Source organism: Streptomyces sp. NPDC050674, assembly GCF_040654575.1.
Classification (GTDB): Bacteria; Actinomycetota; Actinomycetes; order Streptomycetales; family Streptomycetaceae; genus Streptomyces.
Genome location: NZ_JBFAIG010000014.1, coordinates 215,342 through 232,671, shown reverse-complemented (window position 1 = coordinate 232,671; position 17,330 = coordinate 215,342). Strand labels below are relative to the sequence as shown.

The window sequence follows — 17,330 nt, the reverse complement described above, 5'->3', positions numbered from 1 at the left end:
GTTCGACATGATCTGCAGACCAGGCCGGGCGAGCTCGGCGCGCATGAGCAGCGCCATCACGCCGCCGATGACGAAGAACGCGAACGACGTCGCCAGGTACAGCGTGCCGATCGTCTTGTGGTCGGTCGTCGTCAGCCACTTGATGACGACGCTGCCGCGGTTCTGGCGCCTGACCGGCAACTCGTCCTCGTAGTGGGACCCTGCTGCCGCGGCACCCTGGGGTTCGTTGAGGATGCTCACAGGTTGTTCGTCTCCCGGTTCTTCTCGTGGCTCGTCTGCGCGATGCCGGCAGGAACGTAACCGTTCTGCTGCTTGTCCACGAGGTCCTTGAGGTGCTGCTCGTAGCGCTCGGGGGAGACGACCTTCACGTTGAACAGCATCCGAGAGTGGTCGACGCCGCAGAGCTCGGCGCACTTGCCGAGGAAGGTGCCCTGCTTGTTGGGGGTCACCTCGAAGGCGTTGGTGTGGCCCGGGATGACGTCCTGCTTCATGAGGAACGGCACCACCCAGAAGGAGTGGATGACGTCACGCGAGGTCAGGACGAAGCGGACCGTCTTGCCCTCCGGGAGCCAGAGCGTCGGGCCCGGGTTGTTGGTCTGCGGGTTCCGCGTACCGGGGGTGCCGCAGTCGTGGACACCGCCGGCGTTGGCCGGGAAGTCCTTCTTGAAGCGGTCCGGGATCGCGTCCAGGTCCTTCGAGGTCTTGGCGTCCCCGGTGGAACCGGCGACCGGCTCGATGTAGTTGAAGCACCAGCTCCACTGGAAGCCGACCACGTTGACCGTGACGTCGGGCTTCTTCTTGAGGCTGAGCAGCTCGGACTCGTCACGGGCGGTGAAGTAGAACAGCACCGAGACGATGATGAGCGGGACCACGGTGTACAGCGCCTCGATGGGCATGTTGTACCGGGTCTGCGGAGGTACCTCGACCTTGGTGCGGCTGCGCCGGTGGAAGAAAGCACTCCACAGGATCAGACCCCACACCAGCACGCCGACGGCGAGCGCAGCCGCCCAGGACCCCTGCCACAGGGAGAGGATCCGCGGAGCCTCTTCCGTGGTCGGGGTGGGCATACCAAGGCGGGGGAAGTCTTCCCAGTTGTACGAGCAACCGGTGGCTGTCGCCAAGACCAGGCCCGCGGTCAGTGCCTGCAGCAGCTTCCGCCGCATCGGGCGCCGCGGCGAGCGGTCGGAGCCGTTGGGACTCACGTAGCGCCTTCCCGAGAGTCTCGCCCGCGCGGATCGGCTGCGGCCTGGCCTTCTCGCTGGTCGGTCGCGGCCCTGCGTCGGGCAGGGGTTTGGATGTTTATGCGGACCAAACCCTAGCCGACGCCCTCCGGGGGTTCTCGGGGAGGGGTGCCTACTCACTCGGGTGGTTCGCTGAATTGGCGGCTGCGGGTGGTTTGTGGCTGTTCGCGCGGTTCCCCGCGCCCCTGAGGTCCGCCGTCGCCCTGGACGTTCTAGCGTTGCGGTGTGGGTTACTTCGATGCTGCTTCCGCTGCTCCGCTCCATCCGATCGCCCGGCAGGCCCTGCTGGCCGCCCTGGACGAGGGGTGGGCGGATCCGGCGCGTCTGTACAGGGAGGGGCGGCGGGCCCGGGTGCTGCTGGACGCGGCGCGGGAGGCAGCCGCCGAGGCGGTGGGGTGCCGGCCGGACGAGCTGATCTTCACCTCGTCCGGAACCCGTGCCGTGCACACGGGGATTGCCGGGGCACTGGCCGGGCGGAGGCGGATCGGACGTCACCTGATCGTGTCAGCGGTCGAACACTCCTCTGTACTGCATTCGGCGGAGCTCCTGGAGGCGGCCGGGGGGAGCGTCACCCAGGTCGCGGTGGACCGCGCCGGGTCGGTGGATCCGGCGGCCTACCGCGACGCCCTGCGGAAGGACACCGCGCTGGCGTGTCTGCAGTCCGCCAACCACGAGGTCGGCACCGAACAGCCCGTCGCGGCGGTGGCCGAGGTGTGCCGGGAGGCCGGGGTGCCGTTGCTGGTGGACGCGGCGCAGTCGCTGGGGTGGGGGCCGGTGGACGGTGGCTGGTCGCTGCTCACGGCCAGTGCGCACAAGTGGGGCGGGCCGCCCGGGGTCGGACTGCTCGCCGTGCGCAAGGGGGTGCGCTTCGCGCCCCAAGGGCCGTCGGACGAGCGCGAGTCGGGCCGGGCACCCGGTTTCGAGAACATCCCGGCGATCGTGGCGGCGGCCGCGTCGCTGCGGGCCGTGCGGGCGGAGGCGGCCGAGGAGGCGGCGCGCCTGCGGGAACTGACGGACCGGATCCGGGCCCGGGTGCCGCGGCTGGTCCCGGACGTCGAGGTGGTGGGCCATCCGGTGCGCCGGCTGCCCGGGGTCGTCACCTTCTCCTGCCTCTACGCCGACGGTGAGGCGCTCCTGCATGAGCTGGACCGCGAGGACTTCTCCGTTTCGTCCGGGTCGTCCTGCACGAGCAGCACGCTGACGCCCAGCCATGTGCTGCGGGCGATGGGTGTGCTGAGTGAGGGGAATGTGCGGGTCTCGCTGCCGCTCGGGGCGGCCGAGGAGGATGTGGAGAGGTTCCTGGCCGTCCTTCCCGGGGCCGTGTCGGCCGTGCGGGAGAAGCTGGGAGCGCCGGTCGCCTCGGAGGTGGTCCGCGAGGAAGACGTCCTGGTCGTCGACTCCCTCGGCAAGCGGTGCCCGATCCCGGTGATCGAGCTGGCCAAGGTCATCGGTGACGTCCCCATGGGGGGCCTCGTCCGGGTGCTGTCCGACGACGAGGCGGCCCGCCTGGACATCCCGGCGTGGTGCGAGATGAGGAACCAGGAGTACGTGGGCGAGGAGCAGGCGGAAAAGGGCACGGCGTTCTTGATCCGCCGGGCGAGCTGAGCCACCCAGGGGCGCGGGGCTGTGTCGCTGTGCGGCTACCGCCGCGTGAGCGCGACCAGCCCCCACGCACCCGGACACGGCGACGGTCAGGCCAGATGCCCCTGAACCTCCGCGGCCGCCTCATCGCCGTACGCCTTGGTGAACCGCTCCATGAAGTGCCCGCGCCGCAGCTGGTACTCCTGCGTTCCGACCGTCTCGATGACGAGGGTCGCCAGCATGCACCCGACCTGCGCGGCGCGCTCCAGGGAGACGCCCCAGGCCAGGCCGGAGAGGAACCCGGCACGGAAGGCGTCGCCGACGCCGGTGGGGTCGGCCTTGCGCTCCTCGTCGGGGGTGCCGACCTCGATCGGGTCCTCGCCGGCCCGCTCGATGCGCACGCCGCGTGCGCCGAGGGTGGTCACGCGGTGGCCCACCCGGGACAGGATCTCCGCGTCGCTCCAGCCGGTCTTGGTCTCGATGAGGCCCTTCTCGTACTCGTTGGAGAAGAGGTACGTCGCCCCGTCCATCAGGATGCGGATCTCCTCGCCGTTCATGCGGGCGATCTGCTGGGAGAAGTCGGCGGCGAACGGGATGTTCCGGGAGCGGCACTCCTCGGTGTGGCGGAGCATCGCCTCCGGGTCGTCCGCGCCGATGGAGACCAGGTCGAGACCGCCGACCCGGTCGGCGACGGTCTTCAGCTCGATGAGACGGGCCTCGCTCATGGCGCCGGTGTAGAAGGAGCCGATCTGGTTGTGGTCGGCGTCGGTGGTGCACACGAAGCGGGCGGTGTGCAGCGTGTCGGAGATGCGGACGGAGTCGGTGTCGACGCCGTGCCGCTCCAGCCAGGCCCGGTACTCGTCGAAGTCCGCGCCCGCGGCGCCGACCAGGATCGGCCGGGTGCCGAGCTGTCCCATGCCGAACGCGATGTTCGCGGCGACACCGCCGCGGCGGACGTCGAGCCGGTCGACCAGGAACGAGAGCGAGACCGTGTGCAGCTGGTCCGCTACGAGCTGGTCGGCGAAGCGGCCGGGGAAGGTCATGAGATGGTCGGTGGCGATGGAGCCGGAGACTGCGATGCGCACGGCGTGGACTCTCCTGAGGGAGGCGGACCTTGACGGTTCACGCTACCGGGTGGGCGGGTCGGCTCTGAAGGCAGCGAAACTACCCGATAGTAGATCTTTCTCCGTGAGCTCGACCGTGCATACGGTGCCGCTATGACGAACCTCAAGGTCCACATGCCCGTTCCGGTCGATCTGGAAGGCGACCTGGCGTCGCTGCCGGGGGACGGGGCCCGGATGGCTCCGCACTGGGCGGTCCCCGACCGGGCGGCCTCGCGGCCGGTGTCCCCGGCCCTCATCCACGGCGTGTCGGTTCCCCCGGCGTCGGCACGGCTGCTCGACGCCATGGAGGACTACGGCGACTGAACGGCGCATTCGCGGGAACCGTGTGCTCCCCCGCTGCGTCCCATCGCTGTCCCCCGTAAAGGGGAGGCGGGATACGACCCACCAGCGGGCCCGTAGATGACGGGCCGGGTCCCATGGGACAGCTGTGCAGCCGAAGGAGCGATGCGGTGAACACCGAGCGACCCGACAACGACGACGTCAGGGAAGCGGACGGCGCCGCCGCCGACGCCCCGAAGGCCGAGAAGCCGGGTACGGCGGACGCCGGACCCTCCGCGCGGCCCGGGGCGTCGGAGACAGCCGAGACGTCACCGGGTCCCACCGAGCGCGACGAGACTGCCGCCGGCTCCGCCGGGACTGCCGATTCTGCCGAGGCCGCCGGTTCTGCCGAGATCCCCGGTTCCGCCGGTTCCGCCGGGGCCGCCGGTTCCGCCGGGGCCGCCGGTTCCGCCGACACTGCCGGTTCTGCCGAGGCTGCCGAATCCACGGATGCCGAGGATGCGGCAGATACCGCAGAAGCGGCAGACGCGGCGGAGGCCGCAGATACGCCGAGCGCCCCCGAGCCCTCCGATGCCCCGGAGGACGGGGAGCGGGCCGCCGCGGTGGAGGCGGCCGGGGACGGTGAACCGGTGGCCCGGGCGATCCCGGAACCCGGCACGACGCAGGCACCCCCGAAGACGGCCGCGCCCGAAGCCGGGCAGGCCGGTGGCCGGCCGGTCGCGACGGGCGAGGACCGGCCGGCCGATGCCGAAGCGGCCCCCGAGCGCGAAGCCGCCGGCGTCACGGAGTCGCACTCCGCCTCCGCTTCCGCCCCGGCACCCGAGAACGACCTGCCCCGCCCCGACGAGGACCTGGTCGGTCACGGCGGCGGCCGTCCCCGTACGCCCGCGATCATCGCCTCCGTCGCCGCCGCCGTGCTGCTGATCGGCGGGGGCGGGGCCTGGCTCGCCTCCAACGCGTCCGGTGGCACGACGTCCGGTGCGCCCGGCGGGGACGGCACTCCCCCGCCGCTCGTGCTCGACGGGTATTCCGAGTCCACGCCGGACGACGGCAACGGCATCGCACCCGGCGAGCCCAACCCCTACGGCGCCACCTACCGCGTCGACGGCCCGCTGCCGGACGGCCCCGGCACGGCACCGGTGTACCGGGCGCGGGGCGAGGTCACCGCGGCGGACGTGGCCCGGCTGGCGAAGGCCCTCGGGGTGGAGGGCTCGCCGGTGGCCCAGGGCGAGGCCTGGAAGATCGGGGGCCAGGACGGGTCCGGGCCGAGCCTCCAGGTGAACAAGCAGGCGCCGGGGTCCTGGACGTTCACCCGCTATGCCCCGGGCTCCGACAACTGCAAGGGCACCGCCACCTGCGCCTCCCCGCGGACCGGGGGCACACCGGTGAGCGAGGACGTGGCCGAGAAGGCCGCCGAGCCCGTGCTGAAGGCGGTGGGTCAGGACGACGCGAAGCGCGACGCGAGCCAGGTCCTGGGCGCCCAGCGGGTGGTGAACGCCGATCCCGAGGTCGGCGGACTGCCCACGCACGGCTGGACGACCGGGATCACGGTCGGCCCGGACGGCGACGTCGTCGGGGGCAGCGGTCTGCTGAAGGCGCCGGTGAAGGGCGACACCTATCCCGTGGTCAGTGCCGGGAAGGCGCTGGAGCTGATGAACGGGCAGCCGAAGAAGGACCACCGGATGGGCATCGGCGGCTGCGCGAGCCCCGTACCCCTGAAGGACAAACTGGAGCAGCCCTGCGAGCAGTCGGCGAGCGGCACTCCCGCGCAGGACACGGTCACAGTCCGGGACGCGGTGTTCGGGCTGGCCGCGCACGTCGTGGACGGACGGCAGGCGCTGGTGCCGTCCTGGCTGTTCGAGGTGACGGCGCCGGGCGCGAAGGCCCCGTTCACCGTGACGTACCCGGCAGTGGAGCCCGAGTTCCTGGCCTCACCCGAGCCGACCGGGCCGAGTGACCGGCCGACGTCGGCTCCCGGCCCGCGCGAGGTGAAGGTGGACGGCTACCTCGCCGAGGGCTCGGAGCTGACGGTGACGTTCACGGGCGGGGTGTGCGCCGACTACGACGTGAAGGCGAGCGAGAAGGGCAACGAGGTGACGGTCTCGGTGACGTCGGTCCCGTGGCCGGACAAGGTCTGCGTCATGATCGCCAAGCAGTTCCAGAGGACGGTGCGGCTGGACCAGCCGCTCGGTGACCGCGCCGTCGTGGACGCCGACGGCAAGGCGGTCCCGCTGGCGAAGGACGGCGCGCGGCTGCCCGCTCCTCCGACGCGGGAGCGGTAGGCGGCAGCACAGCACGAAGGCGGCGGCCCCTTCGAGGGGCCGCCGCCTTCGTCGTGTCCGCGGCCGCCGGTGGCGGCTCGGCCGGCTCAGCTGAAGGAGTCGCCGCAGGCGCAGGAGCCCGTCGCGTTCGGGTTGTCGATCGTGAAGCCCTGCTTCTCGATGGTGTCCACGAAGTCGATCGTGGCACCGCCCAGGTACGGGGCGCTCATGCGGTCGGTGACCACCTTCACACCGCCGAAGTCCTTCTCGACGTCGCCGTCGAGGGCGCGCTCGTCGAAGAAGAGCTGGTAACGCAGGCCGGAGCAGCCGCCGGGCTGGACGGCGACCCGCAGCGCGAGGTCCTCGCGGCCTTCCTGGTCGAGCAGCGCCTTGACCTTGGACGCGGCGGCGTCGGTCAGGATGATGCCGTCGGTGACGGTGCTGGTCTCGTCCGATACGGACATCTACATCTCTCCCGGGTTGTACGGAGACTGCTTGCCGACGGTTCCAACCGGCGGGGCCTCGGATTCATTCCGGGGCCGGGCGCTCGATCTCGGCTCCTTTTCATGCTCGCACACGCACCCGGAACCGGAAAACGGCTCTTTCCGGGTCCTGACGGGAATGAACGGCGGCCCACCGGGATTCACGTCACACCGACGCTATGGCCATCGTCAAAGTGACGTGAAGCGGTTATGATAGATAGCGTCAAATCGACGAAAAGTCGCAGAAACAGAAAGGGTGCGTGTCGTGACCACCGCCCAGACCCAGGACCTCGACGTACAGCCGACGCCCCTCGCCCTGCTGCTCCTCGGCCGTGAGGCCGACCCGAGGAGCGAGCGCGGCGTGGAGTGCCCCGGCGACCTGCCCTCGCCGTCCGACCCGGACCTGGTGGAGCGCGCCCGCAAGGCGAAGGAGAAGCTCGGGGACAAGGTCTTCGTGCTCGGCCACCACTACCAGCGCGACGAGGTCATCCAGTTCGCCGATGTGACGGGTGACTCGTTCAAGCTGGCCCGCGACGCGGCCGCCCGCCCCGAGGCCGAGTACATCGTGTTCTGCGGCGTGCACTTCATGGCGGAGTCCGCGGACATCCTGACGTCCGACGACCAGAAGGTCGTGCTGCCCGACCTCGCCGCCGGCTGCTCGATGGCCGACATGGCGACGGCCGAGCAGGTCGCCGAGTGCTGGGACGTGCTGACCGAGGCCGGGATAGCCGAGCAGGTCGTGCCCGTCTCGTACATGAACTCCTCCGCCGACATCAAGGCGTTCACGGGCAAGCACGGCGGCACCATCTGCACCTCGTCCAACGCCCAGCGCGCCCTGGACTGGGCCTTCGAGCAGGGCGAGAAGGTGCTCTTCCTGCCGGACCAGCACCTCGGCCGCAACACCGCGGTGCGGGACATGGGCATGTCCCTGGAGGACTGCGTCCTCTACAACCCGCACAAGCCGAACGGCGGCCTGACCGCCGACGAGCTGCGCGCGGCGAAGATGATCCTGTGGCGCGGCCACTGCTCGGTGCACGGCCGCTTCAGCCTTGACTCGGTGAACGACGTACGCGAGCGGATCCCCGGCGTGAACGTCCTGGTGCACCCCGAGTGCAGGCACGAGGTCGTGGCCGCGGCCGACTACGTCGGTTCGACGGAGTACATCATCAAGGCCCTTGAGGCCGCGCCGGCCGGCTCCAAGTGGGCCATCGGCACGGAGCTGAACCTGGTCCGCCGCCTGGCGAACCGTTTCGCGCCGGAGGGCAAGGAGATCGTCTTCCTCGACAAGACGGTCTGCTTCTGCTCGACCATGAACCGCATCGACCTGCCGCACCTGGTCTGGGCGCTGGAGTCGCTGGCCGAGGGCAAGCTGGTCAACCGGATCGAGGTCGACAAGGAGACCGAGGCGTTCGCGAAGCTGGCGCTGGAGCGGATGCTGGCGCTGCCGTAGGTCTCGCGGCCCCCGGGCTCACCCCGACACGGGCTTCCGGTCGGGGTGGGCCGGGTCGAGAGTGAAGACGTCGCCGTCGGCGGTGGCGACCACGAGGGCACCCTCGTGCAGCGTCATCGAGCGCGACCAGCCCGGGTTCGTCACCCGCCGGGCACGCGGCAGGGTCTCCCACAGCGGCGTGCCCTTCCTCGTGTCGAGGGCGGCGACCCGGCCGCTGGCGCTGGACAGGTAGACCACCCGGGCGCGCGGGTCGTGGACGATGTCGCTGGGCTGCTCCAGGCTCGTCCGGCTCTGCCACAGCCGCTCGCCCGTGCGGACCGACACCGCCGTGACCTGTCCGGACGAGGTGGCGAACCACAGGATGCCGTCGGAGTACGCCGCGTTGCCCTCCAGCGGCTGAGCGAGCTTCACCACGCGGTCCTTTCCGGTGTCCGGGTCCAGCAGCCGGATCCCGGCGAACGCCTCGTCCTCGTCGTCCTCGGTCGGTACCAGGAGGGCCAGACGGCCCTCGAACATGCCGACGGGCGTTTCGTCGACGGGCACCGTCAGACGCCGTGCCGAGCCGTCGGAGGGGTCCAGCCGCAGCAGGACCGTCTCCTTCGAGGGCATCTCGTCCGGGCCGCACCGCAGGTAGGGGTTCTCTCCGGTGTCCGCCGGAGCGCAGTACTGCCCCGCGGGCAGCGGTGCCGTCCAGCGCCCGGCGCCGGTGCGCGGCGAGCGGGCGGTCACCGAGCGGCCGCCGTCGTCCGGGACGATCACGAGGTCGCCGAAGACGTACGGGCGGACCGCGTCGACGTTCACCGTGCGCTGCCACAGCCGCTCGCCGGTCCCGGTGTCGAGGGCGGCGGCCGTGACCACGACGTCCTCCCCGTGGTCGGGGCTGTACGTCTGCTCGACGAGCACCGCGTCGTCCGTGACGCCGAGGACGGAGAAGCTGTACGACCCCTCGCCCGTGCCGGGCGGCAGCACGTCGGCGCGCCAGCGGGCCCGTCCGGTCAGGGCGTCGAGGCGCACCGGCAGGACCCCGTCGCCCGCGCAGTAGACGGCGCCCTCGTACAGCTCGCACGCCGGTCCCTCCAGCGACCCGCCCTCGGCGATGCCACGTCCCTCTCTCACGCCCTGCGCGGCGGGGGCGAACACCGTCGTCTGCCAGGGCTTCCAGCCGGCCGGGACGGCCGTCCACCGGGAGGGCGCGGACCCGGCGGTGCCCTCCCCCGTCCGCGCGCCGTCCCCGCCGAGTCCGGGCCCGAACAGCAGATAGCCCGTCAGACCGAGTGCGAGGGCGCTCGCCGTGCCGGCCGTGACCCACAGCCGCCGGGCACGGCTGCGGTGTCCTCCCGCAGCCGCGGGGCCGGGGCCGGCGACCGCGGCGGGCCGGGTGCTGACCTGGGCCGCCTCGTCCCTGCGCAGGGTCACGGTGTCCTGGTCGTCCGGGCCCGTCTCCGGCAGCGCGGTCACCAACGCCCGTGCCAGTTCGTCCAGTCCGGGCCGGTCCGCGGGGTCCTTGGCGAGGCAGCGCTCCAGCAGCGCGTGCAGGGACTGCGGGACGCCGTCCAGGACGGGTGGGTCGTGGACCACCCGATAGGCCGTCAGATAGGGGCTGTCGGCGTCGAAGGGGCCCCGGCCGGTGCTCGTGTACACGAGCAGGGCGCCCACGGAGAACACGTCGGAGGCCGGGCCCACCGAGCGGGCGTCGGTGAGCTGCTCCGGCGACATGAAGGGCGGGGTGCCGATCATCTGGCCGGTCTCGGTCAGGGTGTGGTGGTTCTCGGCCGCGCGGGAGATGCCGAAGTCGATGACGCGCGGGCCGTCCTCGGCCATCAGGACGTTCGCGGGCTTGAGGTCCCGGTGCACCACCCCCGCCCGGTGGATCTCCCGCAGCGCCTCCACCAGCCCGAGCGCCAGCCGGCGCAGCGCGGTGCCCTTCAGCGGGCCCTGGTCGCGGATCAGGGCGGCGAGGGAGGGCCCGGGCACGTACTGGGTCGCCATCCAGGGCCGTACCGCCTCCGGGTCGGCGTCCAGGACCGGCGCGGTGAAGGCGCCGCTCACCTTGCGGACGGCCTCGATCTCCTGCCGGAACCGGGCGCGGAAGACCGCGTCCTCCGCGTACTGGGCGTGCACCACCTTGACGGCGACCTCGCGCCCCGAACGGGCCCGGCCGCGGTAGACGACCCCCATGCCCCCGGACCCGAGCCGGCCGACCAGCTTGTACCCGCCGATCGACTTCGGGTCGTCCTTCTGCAGCGGCACGCCCGGTTCCTCTCCCCCGCCATGCAGTCCGGGCCAGGATACGTAACGGCGACATGGCGAAGGCCGGGGCCCGAACCGTTCGTTCCGGTTCGGGGCCCGGCCCGGGCAGGACCAGCGTCTCGGGCTCGGCGAGAGCTCGCGCTCAGACGGAGGCGCGCTCCGGCTCGTCCGGGGCCGGCGTCGCGCCGGGCCCCTCGCCCGCCTTGTCCGCCCGCTTGGCCGCGCGCTTGGCCGCCCGGCGCTCCTTGCGGAGCTCGACCATCGCGTACAGCGTCGGGACCAGCAGCAGGGTGAGCAGCGTCGACGTCACCAGACCGCCGATCACGACCACGGCCAGCGGCTGGGCGATGAAGCCGCCCTCGCCGGTGATGCCGAGGGCCATGGGCAGCAGGGCGAAGATCGTCGCCAGGGCCGTCATGAGGATCGGGCGCAACCGGTGCCGGCCGCCCTCGACCACGGCCTCGACGACGCCGTGGCCCTGCTTGCGGTACTGGTTGATCAGGTCGATCAGCACGATCGCGTTGGTCACCACGATGCCGATCAGCATCAGCATGCCGATCATCGCCGGGACGCCCATCGGGGTGCCGGTGGCGAGCAGCAGGCCGATCGCGCCGGTGGCGGCGAACGGGATGGAGACCAGCAGGATCAGCGGCTGCACCAGGGACTTGAAGGTGCCGACCAGCAGCATGAAGACGATCGCGATGGCCGCGAGCATCGCCAGGCCCAGGTTGGCGAACGCCTCGTCCTGGTCCTCGGAGACACCGCCGATGGACGCGGTGGCGCCGTCCGGGAGCTTCAGCGCGCTGATCTTCGACTGGAGCTGGGTGCTGACCGCGCCGGTGTTGTCGCCGGCCGGCTTCGCGGTGATGGTGGCCGCGCGCTGCCCGTCGATGCGGGTCATCGAGACCGGGCCGTCGACCAGCTTCACCGTGGCGATGTCGCCGAGCTTCACCTTGCCGCCCAGACGCAGGTCCTGAAGCTGCTTCAGGGTCGTGGCGGGCTTCGCCGAGCGGATGACGACATCGCGCTCGGTGTCGTCCAGGACCGCCTTGGCCGCGGTGGTGCCGCGCACGGCCTGGGCGACGGCGGCGCCGAGGGTCTGGTCGTCGAACCCGGCCGCTGCCGCCTTGTCGTTGGCCTTGACCGAGACGCGCGGCACGCTGGTCGCCAGGTCGCTGGAGACGTCCGTGACGTCGTCGAGGGAGGCGACCGCCTTGCGGACCTGCTCGGACGCCGTGCGCAGCACACCGGCGTCGGCGGCCTTCACCACGACGCTCAGGTCCTGGGCGCCGAAGCCGTCACCGGCGGTGAGGGTGGTGGTGCCGATGCCCTTCAGGCCGGCGAGACCCTTCTCGATGCGGTCCTGGACGTCCTCGTAGGACGCCGAGTCCTCCAGCATCACCTGGTACGAGGCCTGGTTGCTGTCCGTGCCGCCGCCGAAGGCGGCCATGAAGCCGGACGAGCCGACGGTGACCTGGTAGTCCTTCACGCCCTCGATGCCGGCGAGCAGCTTCTCGACCTTCTTCGCCTGGGCGTCGGTCGCGGCCAGGCTGGTGCCGGGCTTCAGCTCCTGCTTGACGGTGAGGACCTCCTGTTCGCCCTGGTCGAAGAAGTTCGTCTTCAGCAGCGGGGCCATGCCGAACGTGCCGACCAGGACGACGACGGCGATGGCCACGCTGGTGAGGCGGCGGCGGGTCGCGAAGCGCAGGACGGGGACGTAGACGCGCTGGAGGCGGCTCCTGGCCTCCTTCTCCTCCGCGATCCGGCGGGCCTCGTCCGCGTCCTCGGGGGTGCCCTTCGGGGGCCGCAGGAACCAGTACGACAGCACCGGCACGACCGTCAGGGAGACGAGCAGGGACGCCAGCAGGGCGGCCGTCACGGTGAGGCTGAACGAGCCGAACAGCTCGCCCACCATGCCGCCGACCAGGCCGATCGGCAGGAACACCGCGACCGTGGTGAGCGTCGAGGAGGTCACCGCGCCGGCGACCTCGCGGACGGCGTTGAGGATGGCCGAATGGCGCTCCTCGCCGTAGCCGAGGTGGCGCTTGATGTTCTCCAGGACCACGATCGAGTCGTCGACGACCCGGCCGATGGCGATGGTCAGGGCGCCCAGCGTCAGGACGTTCAGCGACAGGTCGCGTGTCCACAGCACGATCAGGGCGAGGACCACGGACAGCGGGATGGACACCGCGGTCACGAGGGTCGAGCGGATCGACGCCAGGAAGACGAGGATCACCAGGACGGCGAAGAGCAGACCGAGCGCGCCCTCGGTGGTCAGGCCCTTGATGGACTTCGACACGGCCGGGCCCTGGTCGCTGACGACCGTGAGCGTCGCGCCGGAGCCGAGGTCCTCGCGCAGCTCGGGGAGCTTGTCCTGGACGGCGTCGGAGATGGCGACGGCGCTGCCGTCGCGGTCCATGGTCACGGCGACGGCGAGGCTGGGCTTGCCGTCGGTGCGCGTGATGGAGTCGGCCGGGGCCTCCTGCTGCTTCACCGTGGCGACGTCGCCGAGCCGCACCGGCTTGCCCTTGCCGGGCTCGCCCGTGACCCTCAGGTCCCGGATCTGCTCGACCGAGGTGAAGCCGCCGCCGACCTGGACCGTGCGGTTGGCTCCGCCCTCGTCGAAGGAGCCGGCCGGGACGGTCGCGCCGCCCGCCCTCAGGGCCTCGCCGAGGGACTGCGCGGTCAGACCGGCCCTGGCCAGCTTCGCGTCGTCGGGTGTGACGGTGACCTGGACGTCCCGCACGCCGTCGACGGTGACCTGGCCGACGCCGTCGATGCCCTTCAGGTCCGGTACGACGGTCTTGTCGATCTGGTCGGCCAGGGCCTGCTGGTCCCGGCCGGAGGTGACGGCGAGGACGACGGTCGGGATGTCGTCCGTGGAACCGGCGACGACCTGCGGGTCGACGTCGTCCGGCAGCTGGACACGGGCCCGGTTGACGGCCTGCTGGACGTCGGCGACCAGTTGCTCGGTGCCACTGCCGTAGTCGAAGGACGCCATGATCACGGCGTTGCCCTCGCTGGCGGTGGAGGTGACGCCGCTGATGCCGTCGACGGCTTCGAGGCTGTCCTCGATGGGTTCGACGACCTGCTTCTCGACCACGTCCGGGGACGCGCCCTGGTACGGCGCCAGCACGGACACCATGGGCAGTTCGATGGTGGGCAGCAGCTGCTGCTTGAGCTGGGGTATCGCGATCGCCCCGAAGACGAGCGCGATGATCGACATCAGCCCGATCAAGGCCCGTTGCGCGAGGCTGAACCTGGACAGCCAGGACATGGGTGGGGATCTCTCTTCTGTTGAGCGGCAGAAGCGGCAGCGAACGCACGGACGAGCGCCCGCCCCTACACCCTGGGCCATGGGGGGAGGGGGTTCCGTAGGCCCCAGGTCCACATGTTCCCGCGGCGCGTACTCCGGCCGCAGTACACCCGGGCCGGCCTAGTCCACCCTTGGACGGACCAGGCCGGACTCGTACGCGGTGACCACGAGCTGGGCGCGGTCCCGGGCGCCCAGCTTGGCCATGGCCCGGTTGACGTGCGTCTTCACCGTCAGCGGGCTGACTTCGAGGCGCTCGGCGATCTCGTCGTTGGAGTGCCCGCCCGCGACCTGGACGAGCACCTCGCGCTCCCGGACGGTGAGCGAGTCGAGCCGTTCGCCGCGGGCCGGGTCGCCGTCGGCCGGATCGTCCGTGGCGAGGAACCGGGCGATCAGGCCCGTGGTGGCCGCCGGGGAGAGCAGGGCCTGGCCGCCTGCCGCGATACGGATGGCGTTCAGCAGTTCCTCGGGCTCGGATCCCTTGCCGAGGAAGCCGGAGGCACCGGCGCGCAGCGACTGCACGACGTAGTCGTCGACCTCGAACGTCGTCAGGATGACGACCCGGACGTCGGCGAGCCCGGGGTCGGCGCTGATCATGCGGGTCGCGGCCAGACCGTCGGTCCCGGGCATGCGGATGTCCATGAGCACGACGTCGGGGCGTTGCTCCGTGGCCAGGCGGACCGCTTCCGCGCCGTCGGAGGCCTCGCCGACCACCTCCATGTCGGGCTCGGAGTCGACGAGCACACGAAAGGCGCTGCGCAGGAGCGCCTGGTCGTCGGCGAGCAGGACACGGATGGTCATACGGGGTCCTCCCCGGTGGGTGTGCGGTTCTTGACCGGCAGGATGGCATGGACGCGGAAGCCGCCGCCGTAGCGGGGACCGGTGGTGAGGGTGCCGCGCAGGGCGGTGACGCGCTCGCGCATGCCGAGCAGTCCGTGGCCGCCGCCGTCGCCGTCCTGGGTCTCGTTCTCGCCGCTGCCGTCGTCGAGCACGGTGATCTCGATGTTCGGCCCGACCCGGACGACGCTGACCTCCGCCTTGGCGCGCGGCCCGGCGTGCTTCTGCACGTTGGTGAGGGCCTCCTGGATGATCCGGTAGGCGGCGAGGTCGACGGCGGCGGGGAGGGCGGTGCCCTGGTCGGCGCGGGCGACCTCGATGTGCAGGCCCGCGCTGCGGAAGGTGCCGGTGAGTTCGTCGAGGCGGTCGAGACCCGGGGCGGGCTCGGTGGGGGCCTCGGGGTCGCCGGACTGCCGGAGCAGGCCGACGGTGGCACGGAGTTCGTTGAGCGCGGAGCGGCTGGCCTCGCGGACGTGCCCGAGGGCCTCCTTGGCCTGGTCGGGCCGCTTGTCCATGACATGCGCGGCGACTCCGGCCTGGACGTTGACCAGGGCGATGTGGTGGGCGACGACGTCGTGCAGGTCCCGGGCGATGCGCAGGCGTTCCTCGGCGACCCGCCTGCGGGCCTCCTCCTCCCGGGTGCGCTCGGCGCGTTCGGCGCGCTCCCGGATGGCCTGGACGAAGGCGCGGCGGCTGCGCACGGCGTCGCCCGCGGTGGCGCCGATGCCGGTCCAGGCGAAGATGCCGAGGTTCTCCTGGGCGTACCAGGGCAGCGGTCCGGCGGCCATGGCGGCGCCGGTCAGCACGGTCATGGTGAGCAGACCGACCCGCCAGGTGGTGGGGCGGTCGGTCGTGGAGGCGACGGTGTAGAGGGCGATCACGGCGGACATGGCGACGGGGGTGCGGGGATCGCCGGTGACGGACTCGACGACCGACAGGGTGCCGGTGAGGGCGAGGACCGTCATGGGGGCGCGGCGGCGGAAGACCAGGGCCACGGCGCCGAGGGTCATGAGGAGCAGGCTGAGGGGGTCGGGGGTGCGCAGGGCCCAGCTGACGCTGTCGCGGTGCCGGGGTTCCACGAACGAACCGGCGACCATGCACAGGAGGACGGCCGCGGCCAGGACGGCATCCATGGCCAGGGGATGCGCCTTGGCCTGGCATCGGGCCCGCGCGAGGGTGCTCACGGGGGTTCACGGTAGCCGGGCCGGGGGCTGTGCCCCCAGCCCCCTGCCGGCCCGCCCATGGGTGCCCGCGCTCAGCCCGGGATCAGACCGTCGTCGCTCAGGAGCTCCCTGACCTCCTCCAGCGTCGCGTCCGGGGAGGGCAGGATCAGGTCCGACGGCTCCAGGGAGTCGTCGGGGACGGCTTCGCCCAGGTCGCGGACCCGGGCCAGGAGGGCCTGGAGGGTGCGGCGGAAGCCGGGGCCGTCGCCCTTCTCCATCTCCGCCAGGAGTTCGTCGTCCAGCTCGTCGAGCTCGGCGAGGTGGCCGTCGGCCAGTACCACCTGGCCCTCCCCCATGATCCGTACGATCATGTCGCCCTCCTAGGCGTGGACCGCTACTGCTTGTCGAAGCGCGGTGTGTCCTGCGGCTGCTGCGCGGACTGCTGCTGGCTCGTGCCACCTTCGATGGCCTGCTGCCCACCACTGGGGCCGCCGGCCAGCTCGGCCTTCATCCGCTGCAGTTCCAGCTCTACATCCGTACCACCGGAGAGCCGGTCCAGCTCGGCCTGGATGTCGTCCTTGTGCATGCCGGAGGGGTCGTCGAGGGCGCCGGAGGCGAGCAGTTCGTCGATCGCGCCGGCGCGTGCCTGGAGCTGGGCCGTCTTGTCCTCGGCACGCTGAATGGCCAGGCCGACGTCGCCCATCTCCTCGGAGATGCCGGAGAAGGCCTCGCCGATCCGGGTCTGCGCCTGGGCCGCGGTGTACGTCGCCTTGATCGTCTCCTTCTTGGTGCGGAAGGCGTCGACCTTGGCCTGGAGCCGCTGGGCCGCGAGGGTGAGCTTCTCCTCCTCGCCCTGGAGCGTCGCGTGCTGGGTCTCCAGGTCCGTCACCTGCTGCTGGAGCGCCGCCCGGCGGGAGAGCGCCTCGCGGGCCAGGTCCTCACGGCCCAGCGCGAGCGCCTTGCGGCCCTGGTCCTCCAGCTTGCCGGACTGCGACTGCAACTGGTTCAGCTGGAGTTCCAGGCGCTTGCGGCTGGTCGCCACGTCGGCGACGCCGCGCCGGACCTTCTGGAGCAGCTCCAGCTGCTTCTGGTACGAGTAATCGAGGGTCTCGCGCGGGTCCTCGGCCCGGTCAAGGGCCTTGTTCGCCTTCGCGCGGAAGATCATCCCCATACGCTTCATGACACCGCTCATGGGCTTCGCGCGCCCCCTTCTGACCGACTCCGGCAGCTGCTCCTGCGACAGAACCCACAGTACGGGCCCTGCATCCATTACCGCACTGTTCGGGGACGGATGCGCTCATCCCCAAGGACGACTGCGTGCGCTCCCGCTCCGGCGTAGGGAGTAGGTG

General features: G+C 71.7%; 13 protein-coding genes and 1 pseudogene. 4 read left to right on the top strand and 10 right to left on the bottom strand.

Features of this window, described 5'->3' with window-relative positions; translation table 11 throughout:
* Positions 1-240, bottom strand: a pseudogene (locus AB0I06_RS23870) (cytochrome ubiquinol oxidase subunit I); the annotation flags it as partial.
* Positions 237-1,202, bottom strand: a complete 966-nt coding sequence (gene coxB / locus AB0I06_RS23865) for a cytochrome c oxidase subunit II (RefSeq protein ID WP_363120869.1) — start codon at positions 1,200-1,202, stop codon at positions 237-239. The pseudogene AB0I06_RS23870 and the gene coxB, both read right to left, overlap by 4 nt.
* Before the next feature lie 264 nt (positions 1,203-1,466).
* Between coxB and AB0I06_RS23860 the strand changes: the two genes are divergently transcribed.
* On the top strand, positions 1,467-2,846 hold the full coding sequence (locus AB0I06_RS23860; RefSeq protein WP_363120868.1) for an aminotransferase class V-fold PLP-dependent enzyme: 1,380 nt from the start codon (positions 1,467-1,469) through the stop codon (positions 2,844-2,846).
* 86 nt (positions 2,847-2,932) lie between these two features.
* Here the strand turns inward: AB0I06_RS23860 and AB0I06_RS23855 are convergent, their stop codons facing one another.
* Positions 2,933-3,907: a carbohydrate kinase family protein gene (locus AB0I06_RS23855; protein WP_363120867.1), complete on the bottom strand. Its 975-nt coding sequence runs from the start codon at positions 3,905-3,907 to the stop codon at positions 2,933-2,935.
* A gap of 132 nt (positions 3,908-4,039) precedes the next feature.
* Here AB0I06_RS23855 and AB0I06_RS23850 point away from each other — a divergent pair, with 132 nt between their 5' ends.
* Together AB0I06_RS23850 and AB0I06_RS23845 are read left to right on the top strand one after the other, a co-directional pair.
* Entirely contained in the window at positions 4,040-4,249 is a 210-nt protein-coding gene (locus AB0I06_RS23850; protein WP_363120866.1) for a hypothetical protein, read from the top strand.
* An 806-nt stretch (positions 4,250-5,055) separates the two neighbouring features.
* Positions 5,056-6,507 (top strand): hypothetical protein, encoded by a 1,452-nt coding sequence (locus AB0I06_RS23845; protein WP_363120878.1) that lies wholly within the window; start codon positions 5,056-5,058, stop codon positions 6,505-6,507.
* An 86-nt stretch (positions 6,508-6,593) separates the two neighbouring features.
* On the opposite strand, the gene AB0I06_RS23840 is transcribed toward AB0I06_RS23845, so the two are convergent.
* Positions 6,594-6,950 (bottom strand): iron-sulfur cluster assembly accessory protein, encoded by a 357-nt coding sequence (locus AB0I06_RS23840; RefSeq protein ID WP_031109243.1) that lies wholly within the window; start codon positions 6,948-6,950, stop codon positions 6,594-6,596.
* A gap of 283 nt (positions 6,951-7,233) precedes the next feature.
* On the opposite strand from AB0I06_RS23840, the gene nadA reads away from it, so the two are divergent.
* Positions 7,234-8,418 (top strand): quinolinate synthase NadA, encoded by a 1,185-nt coding sequence (gene nadA, locus AB0I06_RS23835; protein WP_363120865.1) that lies wholly within the window; start codon positions 7,234-7,236, stop codon positions 8,416-8,418.
* 18 nt (positions 8,419-8,436) lie between these two features.
* Here nadA and AB0I06_RS23830 read toward each other — a convergent pair whose 3' ends face one another.
* The 6 genes from AB0I06_RS23830 to AB0I06_RS23805 form a co-directional block, all read right to left on the bottom strand.
* Positions 8,437-10,668 carry a protein kinase gene (locus tag AB0I06_RS23830; RefSeq protein WP_363120864.1) on the bottom strand — a complete coding sequence of 744 codons (2,232 nt, stop codon included), beginning with the start codon at positions 10,666-10,668 and terminating at the stop codon, positions 8,437-8,439.
* Between the two features lie 142 nt (positions 10,669-10,810).
* Positions 10,811-13,945 carry an efflux RND transporter permease subunit gene (locus tag AB0I06_RS23825; protein ID WP_363120863.1) on the bottom strand — a complete coding sequence of 1,045 codons (3,135 nt, stop codon included), beginning with the start codon at positions 13,943-13,945 and terminating at the stop codon, positions 10,811-10,813.
* A 159-nt stretch (positions 13,946-14,104) separates the two neighbouring features.
* Complete coding sequence (locus tag AB0I06_RS23820; protein WP_363120862.1) at positions 14,105-14,782, bottom strand: response regulator transcription factor; 678 nt, start codon at positions 14,780-14,782, stop codon at positions 14,105-14,107.
* Entirely contained in the window at positions 14,779-16,002 is a 1,224-nt protein-coding gene (locus AB0I06_RS23815) for a histidine kinase (RefSeq protein ID WP_363120861.1), read from the bottom strand. Before AB0I06_RS23815 ends, AB0I06_RS23820 begins: the two co-directional genes overlap by 4 nt.
* Before the next feature lie 71 nt (positions 16,003-16,073).
* Positions 16,074-16,352 carry a hypothetical protein gene (locus AB0I06_RS23810; RefSeq protein ID WP_363120860.1) on the bottom strand — a complete coding sequence of 93 codons (279 nt, stop codon included), beginning with the start codon at positions 16,350-16,352 and terminating at the stop codon, positions 16,074-16,076.
* Between the two features lie 23 nt (positions 16,353-16,375).
* Positions 16,376-17,161, bottom strand: coding sequence for a PspA/IM30 family protein (locus tag AB0I06_RS23805; RefSeq protein ID WP_363120859.1), 786 nt, complete (start codon positions 17,159-17,161; stop codon positions 16,376-16,378).
* Positions 17,162-17,330: the final 169 nt, after the last annotated feature.